The sequence below is a fragment of the Microcoleus sp. AR_TQ3_B6 genome, assembly GCF_036702785.1.
In the GTDB taxonomy this organism is placed as follows: Bacteria; Cyanobacteriota; Cyanobacteriia; order Cyanobacteriales; family Microcoleaceae; genus Microcoleus.
In genome coordinates this window covers 174-24,874 of the sequence record NZ_JAUBVJ010000043.1, presented here as the reverse complement: position 1 = coordinate 24,874, position 24,701 = coordinate 174, and the positions used below count along the sequence as shown (strand labels likewise).

Sequence of the window (24,701 nt, the reverse complement as noted above, 5' to 3'; positions counted from 1 at the left end):
TCCGGTTACACCGTCCGTGATGTTGACTGTTGACGGTTGACTGTTGACGGTTGACAGTGAACAGTAAACAGTCAACAGTCAACAGTCAACTCGAATTTACTATTCCGATGCTAACGGATTTGATATGATATTGTTAGAACCAGCTTTGCTGTAAATCACCCCGTGAAGCTGCGTAAGTTAGTATCGCAACTGGAATTACTTGGGTGTCTGGTGGTGTTCTTAGTTGTTTGAGAAATCGCAATCCATCTATTTCGCCGACGGCAACTTCCACAATAATGGTCTCGGGCTGAGAGAGTATTGCTTGTGGCACGCCTTCTCAAGTCAAATTAGCAACTCGCACATTTCAACCTGCAAAAGTGGTTAAACAAGTTTGTATTACCTCCTGCTTATTGGGTTCATTGTGAATTAGTATTTTTTTTCAGATAAACCCCTTCTAAACTATTGATTTATTTCGGGATTCGAGATACTGCCTGACCTCATTGAATGGCTTAAGAACATTCATTTACTGTCGAATTATGCGAAGAGCTTTTAGCTGCATAAGTAGGTGGTTACAAATAAACATTAGATGGGGATGACGGGTTTTGGACTTATAACTCTATACGGTTCATATCAGCCCGAACCCGCCTAAAAAAAGGGAGGACAAGAGTGTTCTCTCCCGTCCGCTGGGAGGGGGAACTCCGGGCAATAAACAGTGTTAACCCAAGGGTATTGACCTATAAATCGCTTGTATTATAGATTTTTCGCGCTTACCCGCCCCCACCAGATACTATGTTTTTTTTTGCCCTTACCTGCATACCTGAAGGCTAGATAGCAACAGTCAGGAGTTGGTAAAGATTCTTGAAATTAACAGTTTTCGTGACAAAATTTAACAATAATCATTAAAGTCAATCAACCCATCCTCAAATCTCTGCCACTTCTTCGCACAGGGTGAGGGGTTGGATCGGTTTGGTAATTACCCCAGCTACCGCCGTCTGGGCAAATTTAGCACGATCTCGGTCAAACTTTCGCTGTCAGCAGAATGACGCGGATCGATCGGGTAATCGGATCGGACTGAAGGATCTCGTACACAGCAAACCCATCCATTCCCCGCAGACGATCCAGAATGGCGCGGAGACTAAAGAGGCGATCGGGGTATAGGTATGGGATCCCAGGAATCGATTTTGAAAGCTACCGTAGCTGGACTCGTGCCTGCCGACAAAAGAGGTTCCGCCTATGGGATATTTAACACAGCTATGGCTTATCTGGCTGGTTGTATTTTCAGTTGCGATCCAACTCGCTACTCTTGCAGTCTTGTTGCTGGTGAAAAAGCGATCGCCTGTCACAGAAAATTGACCGAATACTCGGCAGTCATACCATTTTCGATTTTCGATTTTTGATTTTCGATTGAGAATGACTGACTGCATCATGGTTTGGGGCTTGTCTGCCCTTGCATTATTTGACTAAACTGGTATCAATTAGCCGTTATCCGTTGTCAGTTTCCCAGAGTTTGTAACTAAGGACTACTGACTGCGGACTGCGGACTAATGACTGCGGACTGCGGACTACAGACTAATGACTACAGACTAATGACTAAATTTAAACAACAAGCGAGGAGGTTTAGTTGTGGTAGTTAAAACAGCAACAGAGTGCCTCATTACCTTAGAAGGAGTTAGCAAAGTTTACCAGCAGCCAAACGGTCAAAAAATCTCTATTTTAGAGCCAATTAATTTAGAGATAAGAGCGGGCGAAATAGTAGCTTTGCTCGGTCCTTCCGGTTCGGGTAAATCAACATTAATGCGGATGATAGCCGGACTTATCCCGCCCACCGCAGGTCAAGTTCTCTACCACAATCGTCCTTTAGTCGGCTTAAATCCTGGAGTGGCTATTGTATTTCAAAACTTTGCGCTTTATCCCTGGTTGACGGTACTAGAAAATGTAGAATTAGGCTTAAAAGCTAAAGGAGAATTGCCCGAACCGCGGGGAAAAAAAGCCTTGCAGATGATTGACATTATCGGTTTAGACGGATTTGAAAATGCTTATCCGAAAGAACTTTCCGGCGGGATGCGGCAGCGGGTGGGATTTGCTAGAGCTTTGGCGGTAGAACCCGAATTACTTTGCATGGATGAACCATTTTCAGCTTTAGACGTGCTGACGGCGGAAAACTTGCGGTTTGAGTTATTAGATTTGTGGCTGGAAAAGAAGATTCCTACTAAAGCGGTGTTAATCGTAACTCACGGGATTGAGGAAGCGGTAATTTTAGCCGATAGAGTTGTAGTCTTGGGTCGGAATCCCGGTCGAATTCGCGCCGAATTGAAAGTGACTTTGCCGCACTACCGCGATCGTAAAACTCCGGAATTCCAAGCTCTCGTGGACCAAGTTTACAAAATTCTCACCAATCCCGAATTGAGCTGCGACACAGTGACAGCACCTGCTGAAAGTGCCGCTGCTGTGTCTCAACCTCAACCCGCTCAAAGCGCTAAATATCAATCTCTGCCGCAGGTGCGAATCGGTGCGATCGCAGGTTTGTTGGAACTCTTGGAAGACCGCAAGGAGAAAGACCTCTACCGCCTCGGTCAAGAATTAATGTTAGAGGTTGACGACATTTTGCCGATCGTGGAAGCAGCAAAATTAATGGATTTTCTAGTAATCAAAGAAGGCGACCTCATTTTAACTCCAGTTGGCATTCAGTTCATTGCCGGCGGAATTGACCAGCGAAAACAAATTGTTCGCACCCAAATTCTCAGCAATATTCGCCTCGTACAGCAAATTTCTAGAATGCTTCAGGCAAAGCGCAATCATCGCATTTCTGAAGAGTTGATTTTGGATATTCTCGAAACCCACTTTAGCCCGCAAGAAGCAATGCGGCAATTGAAAACTGCTATTGATTGGGGACGTTATGCAGAGTTGTACAGCTACGACGAACCAGGGGGCGAAATTTTCTTAGAATCGGAAGATAAAGCTGAGTAGCTATTTGCTATTGGTTATTTGTTATTGGTTAGTTCGTAGTTGTTAGTTGTGATTTGTTATCTGTTATTTGTTGGTATCTTAGTCTTGTTTGTTGGTATCTTACTCTTAGTCTTGTTCCCAGGCTCTGCCTGGGAATACATACCCGGAGGCTCTGCCTCCAAAAACCAAAAACCAATAACCAAAAACCAATAACCAATTCCCGATGCCCAATTCCCGATGCCCAATTCCCGATGCCCAATTCCCGATGCCCAATTCCCGATGCCCAATTCCCGATGCCCCATGCCCCATGCCCCATGCCCCATGCCCCATGCCCCATGCCCCATGCCCCATGCCCCATGCCCAATAACTAATTATTATGACAAGACCTCTAACACCAGCAAATAAAACTTTAGAAAGGTCAGCGTGGACTTGGCAAGACGGCTTGCTGATTCTAGCAATCTTCTCTCTAATTTTGGCAATTGTCCAAACAGCTTCTCAATTCAGCAGTGACTACAACCCAAATTTTAAAATTGAGACCACACTAAATGTCTTGCCAGCATATACAGTCCAGACTCTTTTACGCATGGCAGCCGCCTATTTTTTATCGCTGCTGTTTACCCTAGTTTATGCTTATTCTGCTTACCGCTTTCCCCTGGCCGCAAAAATTTTAATTCCCTTGTTAGACATTTTGCAGTCGATTCCGGTTTTATCTTTTTTGCCGGGAGTTGTTTTAGCGCTAATTACTTTATTTCCCGGTCAAATAATCGGCGTAGAACTCGCATCGATTATCTTAATATTTACTGGGATGACTTGGAACATGACCTTTAGTTTCTATCAGTCACTTTCCGGAATTCCACGAGAACTTAAGGAAGCTGCTCAAATTTATCGGCTCAATGCTTGGCAGCAGTTCTGGACGTTAGAATTGCCTGCTGGTGCGATCGGACTGGTGTGGAACAGCGTCATGTCAGTGGCGGGCGGCTGGTTCTTTTTGATTGCGATCGAATCTTTTACATTGGGGGACAAAAACTTTAATTTGCCCGGACTCGGTTCCTATTTGGGCAAGGCAGCCAATGAAGGGAATTTTGGGGCCATCGGCTGGGGTTTAGCAGTATTAATTGGTGTGATTATAGCCATAGACTTTTTTATATGGCAGCCTTTGATTGCTTGGGTAGAAAAGTTTAAATATCAATCTGTGGAAGCTACCGATGTACCGCAGTCAAGCGTGTTAGATTTTTTAAGGCGATCGGCGACGCTGCGGATTTTGAAGTCGCGTATTTCGCCGCTCGGCGACAGTTTCGATATTGGTTTGGCTAGAGCTTTTGCACCTGCTAATTTAACAACAAATTCCAGAAAAAAAACTCGCATCGGAAATTGGATAAATTGGATATTTGTCAGCGGGTTTGCCGCCATTGTACTTTGGGGAACTTGGGAAGCGGTGCTGCTGCTGCGGTTGCTGAGTTTGTCTGACTGGCAAAAAGTCATGGGAGGTGCATTTTTCACAGCTTTGCGAGTCATTTGCGCGCTATTTTTATCGCTGTTGTGGACAGTACCGCTCGGAGTGGCGATCGGTCGAAATCCGCGTTTAGCTCAGATTTTGCAGCCATTAGTACAAATAGCTGCTTCTGTCCCGGCAACGGCTTTATTTCCAGTATTGCTACTAGCTTTAATTAAAACTGGAGGTGGCTTAGAAATTGGTTCTGTGGCGCTGATGATGTTGGGTACAATGTGGTATTTGCTGTTTAATGTTATTGCCGGTGCCCAATCGATACCTTCCGAGTTGTTTGAAGCTGCGCAAGTTTACAAACTTTCCCTGTTCCTGCGCTGGAAAACTTTAATTATACCGGGAATTTTTCCTTATTTAATTACAGGAATTATTACGGCGGTGGGCGGAGCTTGGAATGCCAGTATTGTCAGCGAATACGTGCAGTATAAAGGTGAAATAATTACAACAAGCGGTTTGGGCGAGACGATTTCTCAAGCAACGGCATCAGGCAATTTTCCTTTGCTTTTAGCGGCTACTTCTGTGATGTCGCTATTGGTTGTAGTGACTAACCGTTTAGTGTGGCGACCGCTTTACCGTTTAGCCCAAGAAAAATATCAATTGTTGGTTTAGTTCTGGTAAAGTAGGGCTGCAATATAGCAGTAAAAGCTGAGCGAGAGCGGCTGTCAATTCTCGGCTCTAGCGACTTCATTAAAGCAGGCGACACTTTTTTGCTGCCCAACCCCCGAAACTTAATTTTAGAGGGTGCAGGTTGAAGTTAGCCGATCGCACGCAGCACCCAAAACACCCCCACAGTCCAAAATTAGACCACCAAAATATATTGACAATATAGTTTTTTTGCGTATCCTATTAAAACCCAGTAAAATATCTATTCGGATGCCGAACTAATGAAATCAGCACTAGCCAACAAAAGCAGGAAATTCGCAGCAGTTACAGCGATATTTTCACTATTATTCCCCGCAGCTTTACCTACAGTAGCCTCAGCCCAGACAGCACTGGAAGAAATTCGGCAAACCGGCATTCTCAAAGTCGGTATCAGAAAAGACTCCCCTCCCTTCGGCTACTTAGAAGGCGAAAAATGGCTAGGAGTTTGCATCGAAGGCTTAGAACTTTTCAGAGCTGACTTAGAAAAGAAATTTAATCGCTCCGTCCGCTTAGAAAAACTAGAAACAGACCTAAACGAATCAGGGGAAAAAGGGCGATTCCGCAGCGTCACCAGCAAGCGCGCTCACCTAGAATGCGGACCCAATACAATCCTGAAAAATCCCCCCAACGGGATTGCATATTCGCTACCTTTTTTATACAGCGGCACCTATCTCTTAGTCAAGCCAGAAAACAGACTGAGAGTCAATCCTGCGGGATTCCTGCAAGACGTGACAATTGGGGTGCTGAGCGGTTCTGTTACCGAACAATTCATTGCAGGGCGATATCAACTAGCCAACCAGCGAATTTATGAAGGTATCACGGCCAGAGAGTCGGGTGTAAAAGATGCGGTATCCGGCAGAATCGATGCCTTCGCCAGCGACAGAATGCTGTTAGTGGGAGAAGCGCGGAGACAGGGTTTAACTCCCAGCCAATATTCTATTATACCGGATCAGCCTTTAACCTGTATTTCCTACGGAATGATCCTGCCGGCAAGCGATACTGAATGGAAAGAAACAGTCAATAATTTTATTCGCAATCAAAGTTCGACGAACCTGTTGGAAAAAGTGCTGGGCCGCAATTCTCCTTTCCTAACGATCAGTGTCACGGATCAAGATAAATGTATTTGATCCCAAATCAGACAAGGTGCTGCGCGCGCACCATTCGAATAGGCGTAAGGTGGGGATCTTGTCACGGCAAGTCTGATAACTGCAACCAGTGGCGTCAATAGGCTCTAAACTGGATTTAGGAAGGCGCGCAGCACAGGTTTAGGAGGGTCATCAGTGGCAGAAAAAAGTTATCAATCGTCTTCTTTACCCACCTACGCGCGAAAGGAACTGCGGGAATTAGTTCGATCGCAGTTAAGAGCCCTGTTGGAAGAAGGAGATTTTAAAGGAGCAAAAGCGATTTTGCACCCGGTGCAGGAAGCCGACATAGCTGAAGCTATCGAAGGCCTGCCAGAAACCATGCAAGTAATAGCTTTCCGCTTGCTTTCCAAAGACGAAGCTATCGCAGTTTACGAATATCTCGACTCCAGCGTTCAGCAGTCCCTCTGCGAAAAATTCAAACGCCAAGAAGTCCTCGATATTGTAGACAAAATGTCCCCGGACGATCGCGCTAAACTCTTTGACGAACTGCCGGCAATATTAGTCCGCCGCCTCTTAGCTCAATTGAGCCCAACCGAACGCGAAGCTACGGCTCAACTTTTGGGTTACGAAGCCAGTACGGCCGGCCGGATCATGACCCCGGAATATATTTCTCTGAAAGAAAGCTTTACCGTCGCCCAAGCTTTAGACCGAATTCGCTCTTTGGCTAAAACTACCGAAACAATTTATTCTCTTTACGTCACCGACGCCGGACGCAGCTTGACTGGCATTTTATCCCTGCGGGATTTAGTAACTTCGCCCCTGGACAAAACTGTCGGCGAGATTATGACCCGCGATGTAGTTTCTGTTCAAACTGGCACGGATCAAGAAGAAGTAGCTAGGCTGATCCAGCGTTACGATTTTTTAGCTGTGCCCGTTGTAGACCGCGAACAGCGTCTGGTCGGGATCATTACAGTTGACGACGCGATCGACATTTTAGAACAAGAAGCCGCCAAAGATATTTATACCTTGGGCGGCGTCCAGTCCGGCGGCGACAATTATTTTCAGACCGATTTAATTACCGTTGCCCGCAAAAGGGTCGTGTGGCTGTTTGTTCTACTTTTAACGAATACTGTTACCGGCGCAATTATTCGAGCTCAAGAAGATATTTTGCACCAAGTAGTCGCCCTAGCAGCCTTTATTCCGTTGCTGACTGGCACTGGAGGCAATGTCGGAGCTCAGTCCTCAACGGTTGTAATTCGCGGTTTGAATACTGAGGAAATTACAGCAATGGGGCCGTTTCAAGTAATTGTGCGCGAGGGGATGGCGGGAGCGCTGCTAGGAGCTATATTGGGGACTGTAGCGACGGGCTGGGCTTACACTCTGCAAGGGAGTTTAGCAGTGGCGAGCGCGGTGGGGGTGAGTTTGTTTGCGATCGCAATTTTAGCTTCTCTTGCCGGTTCAGCTCTGCCGTTTCTATTTCGTTCTTTGGGTTTAGACCCCGCTTTAATGTCTGCTCCTTTTATTACCACCGCAGTTGATGTCCTCGGCGTCTTGATTTATTTCACTTTAGCTCGACTAATTTTGCAGATTTAATATATTTAATTAGATGGCGGTCAATAAAAAACTTAATCTGTTTTTCACCACCGCTCACTTCTGGGTCTGCGTGCGATTCCTTACGGGATAGCTGCCAAGAGCGCGTACTTTATTTTTACCCGCATACTTGCACCAGTTAAAAAAAAGAATGCAACTATAAGTCCGCGATCCAAACTACGAGCTTCATCAGTCATTCCCCATCTAAAATCTAAAATCTAAAATCTAAAATCTAAAATCTAAAATCTAAAATGGTAGTAGCCTATGTCATCATCCAATTTACCAACCAAAATCCAAAATCCCAAGTCGAGCAATTTGTTAGAAACTGCTGAAGTGGTTTGTCTGGCAGCCTCTGCTGTGGGATTGGCTGCTAGTTTGGTTTGGGGGCAGAGCGTTTATGCTCAAGTGCCTGTAGTGATTTCGTTGGTGTTGAATTTTGTGAACCGGCAGAAGTTGCACAGGCAAGTAAAAGCAAGTACGGCGGCAACTTTCGATCGGGTAAATCAACAAGCAGTTACTACCGATCGCGCGATCGAGCAATTGCAACTTGCTGTTAATGCTTTAGACGAAGCTCTTGCTCAAACATCTCGCGAAAATCTCAATGTTGGGCCGGGAGAAAACGTACACTCTCTAATTTCAGCAATTGAGAACCTGCGCCAGCGACTAATAATTTTAGAAAAAACTATTAAAATGATTCAAAGCGAGATCGAACTCACCAGCCGCCAATTTAAACAGCGGCCGGAGTTGCAACAAGTCGAAACTTTGACAACAATAATTCTGGACTTGCAGGAGTTTATCAACGAACTGCCGCAGTGGGGCAGTTTGCAGCAGCGGCAGCTAACAGAACTTCAGCAAAAAGTAGACAATGCTTTGGCTCAGCTATCTGAAGAAATTGCTGTAATTCCCAACCGCGTGCAGGAGGCGGTAGCTAGTCGCGGCGGGCAAATTAACCCACAGTTTGGTTCTAGCTTGAATGCCGATCGACCTAAAACCCAGAATGAGAAAATTCGCCAGAAATATCCCAGAGCTTATGTCAAGTGGAGTCAGGATGAAGACGAAAATTTGAAGAAAGAATATGCTAGCTGTCAACAAATTGGGGAATTAGCTCAGAGATTTCAGCGACAGCCTGGTGCCATTCGTTCGCGCTTACAAAAATTAGGATTGATGGAATAATGGTAATTAATAATTTGTCACCACAGAAAATATACCAGCGTCAACTGTCAACGACAACTGACAAATAATATCAAATCTGTTAGCATCGGAATTATTCTTATCTCTCTTCTTTTCATCGGCGTGAATCAGCGTCAATCCATTGTCATCTGCGGTTAATAAGTTATCTTTTTTTAACCGCAGATACAGGCAGATAAACACAGATTAACGCAGATGAATTGATATAACAAAGCGATCGCCCTTTTTTTCAAAAGAGCGATCGCTTTGTTTCTTTATTCAGTACCGGCTGCCAACAGCAGGCCACTAACATCACATCTCAAGGCTTTTTAGCCTGGGTCTACCTCATTTTAGAAATCTTGGGGTAACAAAGAACTTAAACGCTCCAACAAAGGATCAGAATCCCGACGAGGAGCAACCTCAGCATCAGACACTAAATTATCATCCGCCACAGACTCAGATTCAATCGGGCCAGGCTCTACTACTTTTGAAACTTGGGCAAAAGAAACTTGAGCAAACTTACTGTTAACACTCCCCTGCAACTGATCCAACTGCGCGCTGAGTTGACTCAGGTGATGTTCCAGTGCTTCCAAACGGCTTAATTCCTCTGCAGAAACATTGTGTTCAAACTCAGCAAATTTGACCACAAGTTCAGCAATACGCTGTTCCAACCGTTGAAAGCTCTGTGTAGAGCTAGCAGACTCAGATACAGACAAAAACTGCCACAAAGCTTGCTTGCAGAGATTGCTGAAAGTCTGATACTTCGTGAAAGCCAACTCTTTTTCAATAGCGGCCAGCAAAGTTTGATCCGCAGCATCTTCTGTAAACGCTACCGAGAAATTCGCTTTATTTTTTGCCCACAGTGCCATAGGGTTCAAGCCTTAATGCGTTACTTTATCGTGGCTAGCTGAGCCTCAGCATAAATAAACTGTCCCAAAGCATTAGCTTTCCGAGAAGGCTGAGCCAAGTGAGCCTTAAGATTGGCGTCTTTAAGCAAAGGTTGCAGCACTTCCCAGAAAAACTCGCCGCCACCGCCAGTCAGAACCACATCCGTCACCCGTTCCGGCAGCCACTGCACCAAACGTTCGGACAGTTCGTTAGCGAAAGCCTCCCGCAAATCCTTAATAATCGGATCTAAATTAGTCGGCTTAGTCGCTCCTCTGGGACGGTAGAAACGTTGGCCTTCTGGTTTATTTACCGCTTCCAGTAAAGACAGAGATTGAGGGTCTGCCCCCGGAATCTTTGAGGCAACTTGTTCGTAGAACTTGTTCATTGCGAAGGAATCGCTCTTAGAAGCCGCCCGGGCGAACCGGAAACGATCGACCATTAACAAATCGGTAGTTTGGTGTCCGATATCGACAACAGCCACTGACAGTTCGGGCAACTCCGGCGTAAACTCCTTGTTGTCTTGAGCCTCGCACCAAATCAGGCTGCCGAACCCTTCGGGCATCACCCAAACGTGACTGATGTTAATATCCACACGCTCGCCCCGGTACACCACAACGTGGGGAGAGCGCAGTTGGCTGATAATCTCTTCCTTTTCCTTCTCAAACTGATCCTGCGAATAAAACGGCAAACCCAGCACAACTGCTATTTCGCCCTTCATCTGGAAATATCCAGCACAGGAAAAAACCTTAACCAAAGCATCTACTACTTTCGACTGGTCGGCACCGCCGAGATTAGCGCCAAAATCTGCCGCCAGTTGACCGATCGCGTAGCCCTTGCCCTGGTACTCCAGCCACATATCCAACAGAGGGTCTGTTGCTTTCGACTCAAAGCTGCCGCCACGAACCTTTTCAACGGGCATAGCAGCCACGTTGGCAGGGATGAAAACCACGCTGCTCGGGTTGCGACTCACGCAGGCTTTAGTTGCCGTCCGACCCAAATCAGCACTAATAATCGATTTGTGAGAAGCGATCTTAGTCTGCTGCGTCAGCATAGCCGAATTAGGAACAAGCTGTCTAGTTGTCATTGAAATGTGTTACCTCACTGAGCCTCACCATTATCATGCCTTATCCCTTGACACTGCCACGCTTAAAGGCAGAAAGACAGTGGGTTTTGCGGCGATTCTTCTAACTCTACCTAGATCGGTATCGAAATCAGCACCAAACATTATATTCGGGACGATCGCCCTTACCGTAACTAACCTAACTTTTTCTGGAGCGATCGTGCTCGAAGCTCTGTTGCCTGAGAGTGCATTGTTAAGTTAAATTTAGTTAAGATTCTGAGTGTAAACTTTTGTCGCACTCCTCCGACACCGCGATCTTACCCGATCGGTCCCCCATTCAAGGCATCCGCATTTATGAAAATTTCTTGGCGAACTATACTACTTTGGACTTTACCGGCCTTAGTCATCGGGTTTTTCTTGTGGCAGGGAGCCTTTGCCCCATCCCCTGCAGAAATGACCAAGAACACCGCCAGCACCCGCCTGAGCTACGGTCGATTCTTAGATTACTTAAACGCCGGTCGAGTCACCAGCGTTGACCTTTACGACGGAGGTCGGACGGCTATTGTCCTAGCAGTCGATCCCGAACTGGACAATCACGAGCAGCGGTGGCGGGTGGACTTGCCCTCAAATGCCCCGGAACTGGTTTCTAGGCTCAGAGACTCCAAAATCAGCTTCGACACTCACCCCCTGCGCAACGACGGCGCTGTCTGGGGACTTTTAGGCAATCTAGTATTTCCCCTGTTGTTAGTAGGAGGGCTGTTTTTCCTCTTCCGCCGCGGTGGCAACGTTCCCGGCGGTCCGGGCCAAGCTATGAATTTTGGCAAGTCCAAAGCTCGCTTTCAAATGGAAGCTAAAACAGGCGTACTGTTCGACGACGTAGCAGGCGTTGAGGAAGCCAAAGAAGAACTTCAAGAAGTGGTGACATTCCTCAAAAAACCCGAACGCTTTACCGCTGTCGGGGCGAAGATTCCCAAAGGGGTGCTGCTAGTGGGCCCTCCCGGAACTGGTAAAACCCTGCTGGCAAAAGCGATCGCAGGTGAAGCGGGTGTGCCTTTCTTCAGCATCTCGGGTTCGGAATTTGTCGAAATGTTCGTCGGTGTCGGCGCTTCCCGCGTTCGGGACTTGTTCAAGAAAGCTAAAGAAAATGCTCCTTGCATCATCTTTATCGATGAAATTGATGCCGTGGGCCGCCAGCGCGGTGCCGGTATCGGCGGCGGTAACGACGAACGGGAACAAACCCTGAACCAGTTGCTGACGGAAATGGACGGTTTTGAGGGCAATACTGGCATTATCATCATTGCTGCTACGAACCGCCCCGACGTGCTCGACTCAGCGTTGCTGCGTCCGGGACGTTTTGACCGCCAAGTTAGCGTAGATACGCCGGATATCAAAGGCCGCTTGGAAATTTTGGAAGTTCACGCGCGCAACAAGAAGCTGTCTGCAGAGATTTCTTTGGACGCCATCGCCCGCCGGACTCCTGGTTTTACGGGCGCTGATTTGGCTAACTTGCTCAACGAAGCTGCTATTTTAACCGCCCGCCGCCGCAAAGAAGCGATTACGATGCTCGAAATTGACGATGCAGTCGATCGCGTGGTAGCAGGTATGGAAGGCACTCCCTTGGTGGACAGCAAGAGCAAGCGCTTGATTGCTTACCACGAAATCGGCCACGCGATCGTCGGTACAATCATTCAAGCCCACGATCCCGTTCAAAAAGTTACCTTAGTACCTCGCGGACAGGCCCGCGGCTTGACTTGGTTCATGCCCAGCGAAGACCAAGGTTTGATTTCAAGATCCCAAATTTTAGCCCGCATTAGCGGTGCTTTGGGTGGTCGCGCAGCCGAAGAAGTAGTTTTCGGCGATGCCGAAGTAACCACCGGTGCCGGCAATGACTTGCAGCAAGTAAGCGGCATGGCGCGCCAAATGGTGACTCGCTACGGGATGTCTACTTTGGGCCCGATCGCCCTGGAAGCTCAGCAAAGCGAAATTTTCCTCGGCCGCGACTTCACGGCGCGATCGGAATATTCCGAAGAAATTGCCTCTCGGATTGACTCACAAGTCCGGGTAATTGTCGATAGCTGTTACGAGGAAGCCCGCCGAATTATTCGCGAAAATCGCGCCGTAGTCGATCGCTTAGTCGATTTGTTGATCGAAAAAGAAACCATCGACGGTGAAGAGTTCCGGCTAATTGTCGCGGAATACACTTTTGTTCCTGAAAAAGAACAATACGTTCCTCAGCTTTAAGACTTGTTTAAAGATTAGGGACGCGGCAATGCCGTGTCTTTAAAAAGTAGGGACGCAGCACTATTTCTACGTCCCTACTTTTATCTTAAACTGTCAATATAGCAGAAGGAAGAAGGAAGAAGGAAGAAGGAAGAAGGAAGAACCAGTAATAGTAAGGCTTTCAGCGATTAAGAATGTCCTAACCGTCTTGGCGGTTGCTATAATATTAAACCGCCCCTAAACGCCAATTAACGCAGATGAATACTACATTTGCCATACATACTAAGAATTCGTCTTTTTTTTTTATAGCAACTTTTATTTTTGTTGGTGTCAATACTTTGAGCGCCCGCGCCGAAAAATTAAGATGTTTTGTAGATATTTGCATTGACTCCAACAGCGTTGAATTAAGCAAATCCGATATTCCCGGTGCTCCCTCTTATCCAGTCAGAACTATTTTAGGAACTCAACAGTTTAGTAACGAGAAATTGTTGGCGCAAATGGAAGTTGACTGCAAGCAACGACAGTTTAGAACTGTCAGAGTTAGCCAAGACGGCGAAAATTGGTCGAATTTCGATCCGAGATGGACTTTAGTCGATCGCAACTCATCTTTGTCTCGGCTGCTTGACTATACTTGTCAATTGGCGATCGCAGAACAATACAATAAATAAGTAGACCAAGAAAAAAAACCGAACACCTATATCTTCAAATCTTGCCCCTTGCGGGTTTTGTCTGAAAATAAGCGGTTTCAATCACAAGGTGTTAATATTACACTCAATCTAAAATCTAAAATCTAAAATCTAAAATCGGATGACCAACCCCAGCGAATACCGGCAAAGACGCGAACAGTTAATGGCAAAAATTGGCAGCGGGGCGGCGATATTTCGCAGCGCGCCCGCAGCCGTCATGCACAACGATGTAGAATACGCATACCGACAAGATAGCGATTTTTTCTACTTAACCGGTTTCAATGAAGCGGAGGCGGTAGCAGTGCTCGCGCCGCACCACGAAGAACACAAATTTGTCTTGTTTGTCCAGCCAAAAGACTTGGAAAAAGAAACTTGGCACGGTTATCGCGCCGGAGTAGAAGGCGCTAAGGAATTGTACGGCGCGGATGAAGCTTTCCCCATCGCCGAACTTGCGGAAAAATTGCCGAAATATTTAGAAAAGGCCGATCGCATATACTATCACTTCGGGCGCGATCGTAATTTCGACCAAACAGTCCTCAATCACTGGCAGCGCTTGATGGCCACCTACCCCAAACGCGGCACAGGTCCGACAGCAGTCGAAGATTCCAACATCATTTTACACCCGATGCGGCTGGTGAAAAGCGAAACTGAATTAGCATTAATGCGAAAAGCCGCTAATATCTCAGTTGCAGCGCACAACCGCGCCCAAGAATTCGCCAAACCGGGCAGGTACGAATATGAAATTCAAGCTGAAATAGAACATACTTTTGGCTTAAATGGCTGCACTCCCGCTTACCCTTCAATTGTTGCATCCGGTTACAATTCCTGCGTCCTCCACTACATCGAAAACAACCGCCAAATACAGGAAAACGATTTGTTGCTAATAGATGCCGGTTGTGCTTGCGACTACTACAACGCTGATATTACTCGCACCTTTCCTGTTAGCGGCAAATTTACCACTGAACAACAGATAATTTATGACTTAGTTTTGCAAGCACAATTGCAGGCAATTAGTCAAGTATATCCGGGAAATCCTTACAGCAAAATTCACGAAACAGCAGTTCGCGTTTTGGTGGAAGGTTTAATGGATTTAAAACTTTTGGTGGGGGACATTGAAGAGATAATTAAAGAAGAGAAATACAAGCCATTTTATATGCACCGCACTGGTCATTGGCTGGGATTGGACGTACACGATGTCGGCGTTTATCAGTACGGCGAAAATCCGCAAGTTTTGCAGCCAGGACAAGTGCTGACGGTGGAACCGGGGATTTATATTTCTCCTTATATTAAACCCGTTGAAGGACAGCCGGAGGTTCCTGAAAAATGGCGCGGTATTGGCGTGAGAATTGAAGATGATGTTTTGGTGACACTTGATGGCCATGAAGTGTTGACGGCGGGAGTTCCTAAATAAAGGTAGAAGGCTTTGGAAGTCAATCGATTTTAGATTTGAGATTTTAGATTTGAGATTGACCCCACGGATAAATGCTCTTTCTTGAGGATTTTCGAAAATCGATTTTCGATTGATTCCACGGATAAATCACGTGGCGGGTACCACCTTTGAAATTCGCTTGTCAAGAAAGATTGACTGCTTAAGTTGGCAGTAAAGGCTTGAGCTTTGTTAGTATTAACTTGACAAAGCTCAAGTCCGCAACTGCCAAACCTAGAGCCATTATGTGTATTGATCCTGCCAAGATCGATCGACCTCTCGAAACCTGCGAAGCATTAGTAGCAGAGCAAACCGCAAAAATTCGGCAACTGGAAGAGGATTTGCAGCAGCAGAGAGAATTGTGCCAGAAATTAGAAGCACAACTCAAAGCAGTCGAGAATGCTGGCTTTTCGGGTTCGGCAACTGAATTTGATATCACTGACGACGATCGCATTCGGTTAATCGCATCTCTGGAAAAAAGCCAGGAAATGTACCGAACTCTCATCAAACATTATCCGAATGGGTCGGTGTTTTTGTTCGATCGCGATTTGCGCTATACTCTGGTTGACGGTCAAGGTTTGGCAGCAGTTGGTTTGTCCAAAGAACTGTTGGAAGGCAAAACACTGTGGGAAGTATCGCCACCTGAAGATTGGTCACTTTTTGAGGCTAAATATCGCGCGGCTTTGGCAGGAAAAGAGAATTCTTTTGAATATAAATACCGCGATCGCATTTATTCAATAACAATTGCTCCCGTCAAAAACGACCGGGAAGAAATTTTTGCGGGCATGGTAGTTACTCAAGAGATAACTGAAAAAAAACAGGCAGAAATAGGGCTGCAAGAAATCAAAAATCAGCTAAAAATTAAATATCAAAAGCGCACTGAAGACTTGAAAGCAGCCAACAATCAATTGCGGGAAGAAATTATCTATCGCTGGCGCGCCGAAGAAGCTCTGCGGGAAAGCCAGGAACAGCTAGAATTGTTTTTCTCTCAATCTTTAGATGGCTTTTTCTTTATGATGCTGGACGAACCGGTACACTGGAACAATACCGTTGACAAAGAAAAAGTCTTGGATTACGTATTTGCTAACGGGCGGGTAACGAAGGCAAACGATGCTTTGATAGCTCAATACGGAGGTACTAGGGAAGAGTTTATTGGCCGGACGCTTTACTCTTTATTGTCCCACAATTTGACTGGCGGCAGAGAGATAATCAGGCAATTGTTTGATGCTGGCAGAATTCATATCGAAAATGAGAATCGCAAGTTTGACGGGGTTCCAGTTTGGGTGGAAGGCGACTATATTTGCATTTACGATTCCCCGGGCAGAATCGTGGGGTATTTTGGCGTGCAGCGCGATATTAGCGATCGCAAAAAAACAGAAGCAGCACTGAAAGAAAGCGAAGAAAGGTTCCGACAGCTAGCAGAAAACATTGAAAGCGTGTTTTGGATGGTAAACGTTCAACCCCAGGAAATTATTTATATCAGTCCGGCTTATGAAAAAATTTGGGGTAGAAGCTGCGCTGATTTGTATACTTACGGACGCTTTTTTGCCGAGTCCCTCCATCCAGAAGATCGCGAGCGCGTTATTGCTAATTTCACTAAACAAATTGAGTCGGAAAACGAGATAGAATATCGAATTGTCAGGCCGGACGGCGAAATTCGCTGGATTCGCGATCGGGCTTTTCCGATTAGAAATCAAGCGGGTAAAGTTTACCGCATCGTTGGCATTGCAGAAGATATCAGCGAAGGCAAACAGGCAGAAAAGGTCATTCGCGAAAGTGAAGAACGATTCCGTCAGCTAGCAGAAAATATCCAAGATTCCTTTTGGCTACTTTCTGCTGAATTCACCGATTTATTGTATCTGAGTCCAGCTTACGAACAAATCTGGGGGCGCGGCAGGGAAGAATTGTATGCCGAGCCCTTAAAATTGCTCGAGTGGGTGCATCCAGAAGATAGACACCTGTTGGAAGAGGCAATGACGCAAGTGTTGCAGGGCGAGTCCACCAGTACCGAATATCGGATTTTTCGGCCAGACGGCACAATTCGCTGGCTGTGCGATCGAGCTTTTCCCATTTACGACGAATCGGGCAAAATTTACCGGATCGCGGGTATTGGCGAAGATATCAGCGATCGCAAATGTACCGAGGCCCGCATCCAAGCAGCACTCCGCGAAAAAGAAGTTTTGCTCAAAGAAATTCACCACCGAGTCAAAAATAATATGCAGGTAATTTCCAGCTTGCTGCAACTTCAAGCTCAATACATTGAAGACGAACCGACCCTAACTTTATTTGAAGAAAGCCAGACCCGTATCCATTCAATGGCTCTGATTCACGAGCAACTGTATCAATCCGAACATCTCGATCGCATCGACCTCCCCCCCTACATCAAAAACTTGGTTGCTAATTTGTATCAATCTTTTGGTTGCGGCAACACAGCCATCCAATTCAATCTCAACCTTGACCCAATTTATTTAAACATAGAAACAGCAATTCCTTGCGGTTTAATTATTAACGAACTGGTTTCTAATTCTTTAAAATATGCTTTTGCCCAAAGTTTAGGAGGGGAAATTAATATTGAATTTCATAAAATAAATTCTCAGGAATTTCAATTAATCATTCAAGATAATGGTAGCGGGTTTCCGGCTGGTTTCGATGTAGAAAATGCAGACACATTAGGATTGCGATTAGTTAGAATGTTGGCTTACCAATTAGAGGCGAGAATCGCCATTGACATTCAGTGTGGAACCTGCTACAATCTCATATTTAAAGAGTTAAATTATCGGCAGCGCATTTAACGAAAAATGAACCCTATAAAAATTTTGGTTGTCGAAGACGAAGTTATTGTAGCCCAAGACATAGCAGGGCGATTAAAAAAACTGGGATATGCAGTAACAGCTACAGTTTCTTCAGGAGAAGAAGCAATTCAAAAAGCTAGAGAAAACCAGCCAGATTTAGTGTTGATGGACATCGTGCTTAAAGGTGATATGGACGGGGTAACAGCGGCCGAAAAAATCAAAACTAATATGAATGTGCCGACTGTATTTTTAACAGCTTATGCCGACGATAAAACCCTGCAAAGAGCGAAACTTACAGATCCATTCGGTTACATTATAAAACCATTTCAACAAAATGATTTACGGGTGGCGATCGAGATTGCCCTGCACAGACACGAAATCGAAACCAAGATGCAAGAAGCTCTAAAAGCTGCGGAAGCAGCTAGAGAGTCGCTGGAAGAAAAATCGCACCGCCAAAACCATTATATTTCAATGGCCGCTCACGAATTGCGCAACCCGCTCAACGCGATTTTAATCTCTGCGGAACTTCTAGAACTCGCTCGCACTCGCAAGAGTGATGAATCCCAAGTTAGAACACTGCGACTGGTGCATTCAGCTACCCAAAAGATGAACCAGCTAATCGACGATATGCTGTTCATGGGTCGAGCAGAATCAGGCAAACTCAAATGCAATCCCTTACCGATAAATTTAGTTGAATTTTGTCAAGATTTGCTCGATCAATTGCAGTTAGGAAATGAAGGCAAGCACAAACTAACATTAGTCCCCTCAAACGTTACCAGCGCCATATTAGATCAACAATTGCTGCACGGCATCCTTTCTAACTTAATCGTCAACGCCATCAAATATTCCCCAAACGGCGGGCAAGTCACCTTGGAATTGGAATACCGTCAAGCAGGCGAGGTAGACAAAGAAGCTATTTTCTGCTTATCTTCTGAGTGTTTGTTGACCAATTCCCCATTTGGCAATATTCACGCTCCCTTACTAATTATGCGCGTCCGAGACGAAGGGATCGGCATCCCAGAAACCGAAGTAGAGAAAATATTTGAAATCTTCTACCGCTGCCAGAATACGGGAAAGATTAAAGGTAACGGTTTGGGATTAACAATTGTTAAAAAAGCTGTGGAATTGCAAGGAGGTGCGATCGCCTGCGAAAGCAAAGTCGGCGTTGGTACAACCTTCACAGTCGCGCTTCCTTACGTTGCCCTTTCCTGCAGAATTAAGTGAATCTATAGCCTTTCGAGCTCTCTTATGAGGTACTATAAGGCATAGGGCATAGGGCATAGGGCATAGGGCATACCTCACTTTTTTGAGAACCGCTATAGAAATTTTCTCTCTTTATTCCTTAGTCCGCGAAGGACGTTCGGCGAACCTCAGTCGAGTCGCGGACGAAAGTTTGTGCAGGATCGGTTTCAACCAGTTTTATAAAGGATAAGGTGCGCAGTGCGCCCCGTAAAAATAGATTTTCTAATCATCAAAGTTTTCCAAAATCCACTCAACCGCCGTCACTAAATTTGCTGCAATAAAATCCGGTTTAGTATGGTGCTGATAATCCCCGCTCAACACGCTTTCTCCGTAACCAGTCTGCACCAAAATTCCAGTACAGCCGGCATTGTGAGCCATATCAACATCAGTCGCTTTGTCCCCCACCATAAAACTATTCCGCAAATCCAAATCGTGTTCCCAAGCCGCCGCTACCAACATCCCGGTATTTGGTTTTCGCCAAGTGGAATACCGCGTAAATTCTGGGTTTGTTCCGCCTTCGGCTGCGCTTAAATAAGGACAGTAATAAAGAGCATCTAACTTGGCTCCTGCTTCATTTTCTAAAAACTGACACAGGCGTTTGTGCAAAGCTTCTATGTGGCTAACCGGGTTATAACCCCTCGCTGGACCCGATTGATTGGAAACCAAGCAGCAAAATATTTGTTTGTCATTTAAACGGCGTACAGCTTGGGCTATGCCGGGGATTAAATGCAAATCTTCTACTTTGTGGATGTAGCCGACTTCGATATTGAGAACGCCATCGCGATCGAGAAATACTGCTCGTTTCATTGTGGTATTGTTTTTGATTTAATATAAAACCCGGTGGCAGCGGAATTGATATTACCCACATTCAGGACATGGCAATGCCCAAGGCGTGTCAACTTAAGCTTTTCGTCCGCTAGTCCTCCCGCCTAACCGCCAGTCCGCCAGGGAATGAATTCCCTGTCTAATAGCGAAAGTCCTCTCAAAGAGGACTGAATAATTCATTAGTCCTCTTTTAGAGGACTTTCGCTATTCAGGACAGGGCATTGCCCAAGGCGTGTCAACTTAAGCTTTTCGTCCGCTAGTCCTCCCGCCTACCCGCCAGTCCGCCAGGGAATGAATTCCCTGTCTAATAGCGAAAGTCCTCTCAAAGAGGACTAAATCATTCATTAGTCCTCTTTTAGAGGACTTTCGCTTTGAGGCAGGGGTTTCAACCCCTGTCGGACTATCGGTGTAACGTTAAGTTGACACCAAGGGACACTGCCGTGTCCTCATTAGGATTCTAAAATAGATTGTTTCCCAGCCATTCCCGGAAGCTGGCATGATACAAGCTATAACAAATTTCTCCTCGGATTTCCTGGGAATTCAAGAACTCAATCCAATTGTCTAACACTTTTTCTATTTCGTATTCATCCTCATCAATTATATTGGATATCGCACTTACAGACAAATCTGTTGTGGATTGTACCAAAACATTCAGCACAGATAAGTCAACTTCTGATAAGCCCTCACCTCTCATCCGCAGCCAGTGGTTTTGATAATACGCTGCTAAACCGGGAGGAAGTTCAGGGAAAAGTGAGGATTCTCCCAGATTAGCATCGGGGTGTGAATTCTCGCCGATCGCCCTTAGCATCTGACTCAGATACATGAAATTGTTTTCGCTGACTGTGGCGAGTTGTTGGCAGAATTCCGGTTGAGTTAAATCCGGTGCGGTTGATAGGTATTGCTGAATGTAGTTAAGGGCATCTTCGCGATTTTGGGCGGGATAATCTCTTAAATCGAGAGTTTGAGAGGGCGTTTCAATTAACAAACCGGATTTTTCTCTCAAAAACGGGCGGCGGGCGAGGATGAAATAAGTACGATCGCCCAAATATCTCGGCAGATAAAACAGATTGGTACTGGGAGGCTGACTCGTGCGGGCGATCGCGTCTACAGAATCAATGACTATTATCAACTTTTGGCGATGACGTGCCGTCTCCCAAGCTACGTCTAATTTATCGCTAATTTGCTGAAGCAACAAAGACAGAAACCAACTCCCCTCATCGGATTCTAGATTTTGAATTTGAGATCTTAGCTTGACAATTTCGGATGTTTCCCCATTGGCGGCAAGGTATTTGTCAATCAGTTGAGTGCAGACTGAAGCGAGAAAATCTTCAGCTCGATTTTTGCCCTCAACTGCAGCGTTGTAATAGATACTGCGAGGATGGGCCCTGGCATATTGGGCGAGGATGGAACTTTTGCCGCAGCCGGGTGTGCCGACAATTGTGAAATAACCGCGGCTGTGGGAGCTCAGAAAGTCGGATATGGCAGAAAATACAAATTTGCGCCCGACAAAATTCTCGCTTTTTTCTCGCAGGAGTTGCTGAAATTCTGGTGGGTAAGCGGCGGTAGAGATGGGAGTTGGCAGAGGTGAGGAGTTCATGTTAGTGCCTCCACCCCTTCTAGCCGCAGGAAATATACGCGGCCGGATTCGTCGCCTGCTACAATTGTGACTCCATCGGGGGCGATCGCGCAACAAGAAATTTGGCTTTCACCAGTGAAACTGGCAATGACATTTCCACTCGACAAATCCCAGACTTTGAGGGTTTTGTCTGTTGAACCAGAAATTGCCCGCTTGCCATCCTCCGTGACGGCTACTGCATTTACTGAGTCGCTATGACCAGTGAGAGTAAATTCTTCCTTTCGAGTTGTTAAATCCCAGACTTTGATGGTGTTGTCCCACGAACCAGAAATTGCCCGTTTCCCATCAGCAGTAACGCCTACTGCATTTACTGAGTTTCTGTGACCTTGGAGAGTAAACTCTTCCTTTCGAGTTGTTAAATCCCAGACTTTGAGGGTTTTTTCCCACGAACCAGAAATCATCCGTTTCCCATCAGCAGTGACGGCAACTGCATTTACTGAGTTGCTGTGACCTTGGAGAGTAAACTCTTCCTTTCGAGTTGTTAAATCCCAGACTTTGAGGGTGTTGTCGAAAGAACCAGAAATAGCCCGCTTGCCATCAGCAGTGACCGCAACTGCATTTACTGAGCCGCTATGACCCGTGAGAGTAAACTCTTCCTTTCGAGTTGTTAAATCCCAGACTTTGAGGGTGTTGTCGAAAGAACCAGAAATCCCGCGTTTCCCCTCAGCAGTGAGGGCTACTGCATTGACTGAGTTGCTGTGACCAGTGAGAGTAAACTCTTCCTTTGGAGTTGTTAAATCCCAGACTTTGAGGGTTTTATCTATTGAACCAGAAATCGCCCGTTTCCCATCAGCAGTGACGGCAACTGCGTTTATCCAGTTTCTGTGACCAGTGAGAGTAAATTCTTCCTTTCGAGTTGTTAAATCCCAGACTTTGAGGGTGTTGTCTCTTGAACCAGAAATCGCCCGTTTCCCATCAGCAGTGACGGCTACTGCATTTATCCAGTTTCTGTGACCAGTGAGAGTAAATTCTTCCTTTCGAGTTGTTAAATCCCAGACTTTGAGGGTGTAGTCTCTTGAACCAGAAATCGCCCGCTTCCCATCAGCAGTGACGGCTACTGCATTTACCAAGCCGCTGGGATTTTTGAGAGTAAATTCTTCCTTTCCAGTTGTTAAATCCCAGACTTTGAGGGTGTCGTCGAAAGAAGCAGAAATTGCCCGCTTGCCATCAGCAGTGACAGCTACTGCATTTACCCACTGGCTGTGACCTCTGAGAGTAAACTCTTCCTTTCGAGTTGTTAAATCCCAGACTTTGAGGGTTTTATCTCTTGAACCAGAAATCGCCCGCTTCCCATCCGCAGTAACGGCTACCGCATTTACCAAGTAGCTGTGACCTCTGAGAGTAAACTCTTCCTTTCCACTGGTTAAATCCCAGACTTTGACGGTGTTGTCAAATGAACCAGAAATTGCCATTTTGCCATCCTCCGTGACGGCTACTGCATTTACCCAGTCGCTGTGACCAGTGAGAGTAAACTCTTCCTTTCCAGTGGTTAAATCCCAGACTTTGAGGGTTTTGTCTTCTGAACCAGAAATTGCCCGCTTGCCATCAGTAGTGACTGCTACTGCATTTACTGAATAGCTATGACCTTTGAGAGTAAACAGTTCCTTTCCAGTTGTTAAATCCCAGACTTTGAGGGTGTTGTCCGATGAACCAGAAATCACCCGCTTGCCATCAGTAGTGAGGGCAACTGCATATACTGAGTTGCTGTGACCTTCGAGGGTGCGTAGTAGTCCCCTGGCAGGGGGAGTTAAACAGGGTATCAAAGGACGCAACCAAGGTTCTGCTTTCCACTGTTTTGCTACCTCTGGCATTGCCTGAATTGCCGGAATGTTAAAGTGCAGCAAGCGCCCTAACAATTGCCCTGCCAGTTGCGTTTTATCTAAGTCCCAAATATCGGCTGACATCCACAGCGCCACTTGAATCAAGTTCAGGGCTTTCGCTGTTTCTGGATTGTACTCTGGGTGAGTTACTGCTTCTGAATCGTTAATCAAATCGAAATCATCAATAAGTGCCTGCACCCCAAACTCAGGATGCTGAATCTTTGCCATCAGGAAGTTAAAATCAGTCAGTCTTTGATAATACTTTTCTAAATTCCCTGACTTAACATAATTTGGCAGTAAGCTGCCCAGATAAGCACGTTGATAGAAAAGTGGTTTGGCCGCTAACCTGTCAGCAAATTCTTCCATCTCACGCCATCCCCTTTTCTAAATACTCAGTAATCCCTTCGAGTCGCAGGAAATATACGCGGCCGGATTCGTCGCCTGCCACAATTGTGACTCCATCGGGGGCGATCGCGCAACAGGCGATCGAACTTTTACACGTGAAACTAGCAATGACATTTCTACTCGACAAATCCCAGACTTTGAGGGTGTTGTCATCTGAACCAGAAATTGCCAGCTTCCCATCAGCAGTGACGGCTACTGCATTTACCGAACTGGTGTGACCATTGAGAGTAAACTGTTCCTTTCGAGTTGTTAAATCCCAGACTTTGAGGGTGTTGTCAATTGAACCAGAAATCGCCCGATTGCCATCAGCAGTGAGGGCTACTGCATTTACCGAACTGATGTGACCATTGAGAGTAAACAGTTCCTTTCCAGTTGTTAAATCCCAGCCGTTGAGGGTTTTGTCTCTTGAACCAGAAATCGCCCGCTTGCCATCATCAGTGAGGGCTACTGCATATACCGAACTGGTGTGACCATTGAGAGTAAACTGTTCCTTTCGAGTTGTTAAATCCCAAACTTTGAGGGTTGTGTCACTTGAGCCAGAAATCGCCCGCTTGCCATCAGCAGTGAGGGCTACTGCATATACCGAACTGGTGTGACCATTGAGAGTAAACTGTTCCTTTCGAGTTGTTAAATCCCAGACTTTGAGGGTTTTGTCAATTGAACCAGAAATCGCCCGCTTGCCATCAGCAGTGAGGGCTACTGCATTTACCAAACTGGTGTGACCATTGAGAGTAAACTGTTCCTTTCGAGTTGTTAAATCCCAGACTTTGAGGGTTTTGTCAATTGAA

At 45.9% G+C, this 24,701-nt stretch carries 18 protein-coding genes and 1 pseudogene; 11 read left to right on the top strand and 8 right to left on the bottom strand.

The features are described 5' to 3' along the window. Positions 1 to 133 precede the first annotated feature (133 nt). Positions 134 to 310, bottom strand: a complete 177-nt coding sequence (locus QUB56_RS20305) for a hypothetical protein (protein ID WP_332957614.1) — start codon at positions 308 to 310, stop codon at positions 134 to 136. An 829-nt stretch (positions 311 to 1,139) separates the two neighbouring features. On the opposite strand from QUB56_RS20305, the gene QUB56_RS20300 reads away from it, so the two are divergent. Together QUB56_RS20300 and QUB56_RS20295 are read left to right on the top strand one after the other, a co-directional pair. Further along, positions 1,140 to 1,376, top strand: coding sequence for a hypothetical protein (locus QUB56_RS20300; protein WP_332957612.1), 237 nt, complete (start codon positions 1,140 to 1,142; stop codon positions 1,374 to 1,376). A 226-nt stretch (positions 1,377 to 1,602) separates the two neighbouring features. Continuing rightward, positions 1,603 to 2,946, top strand: coding sequence for a nitrate/sulfonate/bicarbonate ABC transporter ATP-binding protein (locus QUB56_RS20295; RefSeq protein WP_332957611.1), 1,344 nt, complete (start codon positions 1,603 to 1,605; stop codon positions 2,944 to 2,946). A 105-nt stretch (positions 2,947 to 3,051) separates the two neighbouring features. Here the strand turns inward: QUB56_RS20295 and QUB56_RS20290 are convergent, their stop codons facing one another. Beyond that, positions 3,052 to 3,276, bottom strand: coding sequence for a hypothetical protein (locus QUB56_RS20290; protein ID WP_332957609.1), 225 nt, complete (start codon positions 3,274 to 3,276; stop codon positions 3,052 to 3,054). A gap of 25 nt (positions 3,277 to 3,301) precedes the next feature. On the opposite strand from QUB56_RS20290, the gene QUB56_RS20285 reads away from it, so the two are divergent. The 4 genes from QUB56_RS20285 to QUB56_RS20270 all read left to right on the top strand — a co-directional run bounded on the left by QUB56_RS20285 (position 3,302) and on the right by QUB56_RS20270 (position 8,919). Then, positions 3,302 to 5,038 (top strand): ABC transporter permease subunit, encoded by a 1,737-nt coding sequence (locus QUB56_RS20285; RefSeq protein ID WP_332957607.1) that lies wholly within the window; start codon positions 3,302 to 3,304, stop codon positions 5,036 to 5,038. A gap of 275 nt (positions 5,039 to 5,313) precedes the next feature. Then, positions 5,314 to 6,198, top strand: coding sequence for an amino acid ABC transporter substrate-binding protein (locus QUB56_RS20280; RefSeq protein WP_332957604.1), 885 nt, complete (start codon positions 5,314 to 5,316; stop codon positions 6,196 to 6,198). 153 nt (positions 6,199 to 6,351) lie between these two features. Then, complete coding sequence (mgtE, locus tag QUB56_RS20275; RefSeq protein WP_332957601.1) at positions 6,352 to 7,749, top strand: magnesium transporter; 1,398 nt, start codon at positions 6,352 to 6,354, stop codon at positions 7,747 to 7,749. Positions 7,750 to 8,010: 261 nt separating this feature from the next. Next, positions 8,011 to 8,919 carry a hypothetical protein gene (locus tag QUB56_RS20270; RefSeq protein WP_332957599.1) on the top strand — a complete coding sequence of 303 codons (909 nt, stop codon included), beginning with the start codon at positions 8,011 to 8,013 and terminating at the stop codon, positions 8,917 to 8,919. A gap of 344 nt (positions 8,920 to 9,263) precedes the next feature. Here the strand turns inward: QUB56_RS20270 and QUB56_RS20265 are convergent, their stop codons facing one another. Both QUB56_RS20265 and QUB56_RS20260 read right to left on the bottom strand, forming a co-directional pair. Beyond that, complete coding sequence (locus QUB56_RS20265; protein ID WP_332957597.1) at positions 9,264 to 9,782, bottom strand: hypothetical protein; 519 nt, start codon at positions 9,780 to 9,782, stop codon at positions 9,264 to 9,266. A gap of 20 nt (positions 9,783 to 9,802) precedes the next feature. Continuing rightward, on the bottom strand, positions 9,803 to 10,885 hold the full coding sequence (locus QUB56_RS20260) for a ParM/StbA family protein (RefSeq protein ID WP_172185049.1): 1,083 nt from the start codon (positions 10,883 to 10,885) through the stop codon (positions 9,803 to 9,805). 330 nt (positions 10,886 to 11,215) lie between these two features. Between QUB56_RS20260 and ftsH2 the strand changes: the two genes are divergently transcribed. The 5 genes from ftsH2 to QUB56_RS20235 all read left to right on the top strand — a co-directional run bounded on the left by ftsH2 (position 11,216) and on the right by QUB56_RS20235 (position 19,209). Next, on the top strand, positions 11,216 to 13,102 hold the full coding sequence (ftsH2, locus tag QUB56_RS20255) for an ATP-dependent zinc metalloprotease FtsH2 (RefSeq protein WP_332957594.1): 1,887 nt from the start codon (positions 11,216 to 11,218) through the stop codon (positions 13,100 to 13,102). 236 nt (positions 13,103 to 13,338) lie between these two features. Further along, the gene (locus tag QUB56_RS20250; protein ID WP_332957593.1) at positions 13,339 to 13,749 is read left to right on the top strand and encodes a hypothetical protein; all 411 of its coding nucleotides are present in this window, start codon (positions 13,339 to 13,341) and stop codon (positions 13,747 to 13,749) included. Between the two features lie 139 nt (positions 13,750 to 13,888). Further along, the gene (locus QUB56_RS20245; RefSeq protein WP_332957592.1) at positions 13,889 to 15,178 is read left to right on the top strand and encodes an aminopeptidase P N-terminal domain-containing protein; all 1,290 of its coding nucleotides are present in this window, start codon (positions 13,889 to 13,891) and stop codon (positions 15,176 to 15,178) included. Positions 15,179 to 15,438: 260 nt separating this feature from the next. Beyond that, a complete protein-coding gene (locus QUB56_RS20240; RefSeq protein ID WP_332957590.1) occupies positions 15,439 to 17,985 on the top strand; it encodes a PAS domain S-box protein in 2,547 nt (848 codons plus the stop codon). A gap of 6 nt (positions 17,986 to 17,991) precedes the next feature. Next, positions 17,992 to 19,209, top strand: a complete 1,218-nt coding sequence (locus QUB56_RS20235) for an ATP-binding protein (protein WP_332957589.1) — start codon at positions 17,992 to 17,994, stop codon at positions 19,207 to 19,209. Between the two features lie 240 nt (positions 19,210 to 19,449). On the opposite strand, the gene QUB56_RS20230 is transcribed toward QUB56_RS20235, so the two are convergent. The 4 genes and pseudogenes from QUB56_RS20230 to QUB56_RS20215 all read right to left on the bottom strand — a co-directional run. Next, positions 19,450 to 20,034, bottom strand: coding sequence for an HAD family hydrolase (locus QUB56_RS20230; RefSeq protein ID WP_332957587.1), 585 nt, complete (start codon positions 20,032 to 20,034; stop codon positions 19,450 to 19,452). 475 nt (positions 20,035 to 20,509) lie between these two features. Then, positions 20,510 to 21,649, bottom strand: coding sequence for an ATP-binding protein (locus tag QUB56_RS20225; RefSeq protein ID WP_332957586.1), 1,140 nt, complete (start codon positions 21,647 to 21,649; stop codon positions 20,510 to 20,512). After that, positions 21,646 to 23,874: a WD40 repeat domain-containing protein gene (locus QUB56_RS20220; protein WP_332957585.1), complete on the bottom strand. Its 2,229-nt coding sequence runs from the start codon at positions 23,872 to 23,874 to the stop codon at positions 21,646 to 21,648. Before QUB56_RS20220 ends, QUB56_RS20225 begins: the two co-directional genes overlap by 4 nt. Position 23,875: 1 nt before the next feature. Continuing rightward, a pseudogene (locus QUB56_RS20215) lies at positions 23,876 to 24,701 on the bottom strand (WD40 repeat domain-containing protein); the annotation flags it as partial.

What these genes read in the sequence shown, in the direction of transcription:
- QUB56_RS20300 (WP_332957612.1), top strand. Translation starts at nt 1,140, where the DNA reads ATGGGATCCCAGGAATCGATTTTGAAAGCTACCGTAGCTGGACTCGTG.
- QUB56_RS20290 (WP_332957609.1), bottom strand. Translation starts at nt 3,276, where the DNA reads ATGGGGCATGGGGCATGGGGCATGGGGCATGGGGCATGGGGCATGGGG.
- QUB56_RS20285 (WP_332957607.1), top strand. Translation starts at nt 3,302, where the DNA reads ATGACAAGACCTCTAACACCAGCAAATAAAACTTTAGAAAGGTCAGCG.
- QUB56_RS20280 (WP_332957604.1), top strand. Translation starts at nt 5,314, where the DNA reads ATGAAATCAGCACTAGCCAACAAAAGCAGGAAATTCGCAGCAGTTACA.
- QUB56_RS20270 (WP_332957599.1), top strand. Translation starts at nt 8,011, where the DNA reads ATGTCATCATCCAATTTACCAACCAAAATCCAAAATCCCAAGTCGAGC.
- QUB56_RS20265 (WP_332957597.1), bottom strand. Translation starts at nt 9,782, where the DNA reads ATGGCACTGTGGGCAAAAAATAAAGCGAATTTCTCGGTAGCGTTTACA.
- QUB56_RS20260 (WP_172185049.1), bottom strand. Translation starts at nt 10,885, where the DNA reads ATGACAACTAGACAGCTTGTTCCTAATTCGGCTATGCTGACGCAGCAG.
- ftsH2 (WP_332957594.1), top strand. Translation starts at nt 11,216, where the DNA reads ATGAAAATTTCTTGGCGAACTATACTACTTTGGACTTTACCGGCCTTA.
- QUB56_RS20250 (WP_332957593.1), top strand. Translation starts at nt 13,339, where the DNA reads ATGAATACTACATTTGCCATACATACTAAGAATTCGTCTTTTTTTTTT.
- QUB56_RS20245 (WP_332957592.1), top strand. Translation starts at nt 13,889, where the DNA reads ATGACCAACCCCAGCGAATACCGGCAAAGACGCGAACAGTTAATGGCA.
- QUB56_RS20240 (WP_332957590.1), top strand. Translation starts at nt 15,439, where the DNA reads ATGTGTATTGATCCTGCCAAGATCGATCGACCTCTCGAAACCTGCGAA.
- QUB56_RS20235 (WP_332957589.1), top strand. Translation starts at nt 17,992, where the DNA reads ATGAACCCTATAAAAATTTTGGTTGTCGAAGACGAAGTTATTGTAGCC.
- QUB56_RS20230 (WP_332957587.1), bottom strand. Translation starts at nt 20,034, where the DNA reads ATGAAACGAGCAGTATTTCTCGATCGCGATGGCGTTCTCAATATCGAA.
- QUB56_RS20225 (WP_332957586.1), bottom strand. Translation starts at nt 21,649, where the DNA reads ATGAACTCCTCACCTCTGCCAACTCCCATCTCTACCGCCGCTTACCCA.
- QUB56_RS20220 (WP_332957585.1), bottom strand. Translation starts at nt 23,874, where the DNA reads ATGGAAGAATTTGCTGACAGGTTAGCGGCCAAACCACTTTTCTATCAA.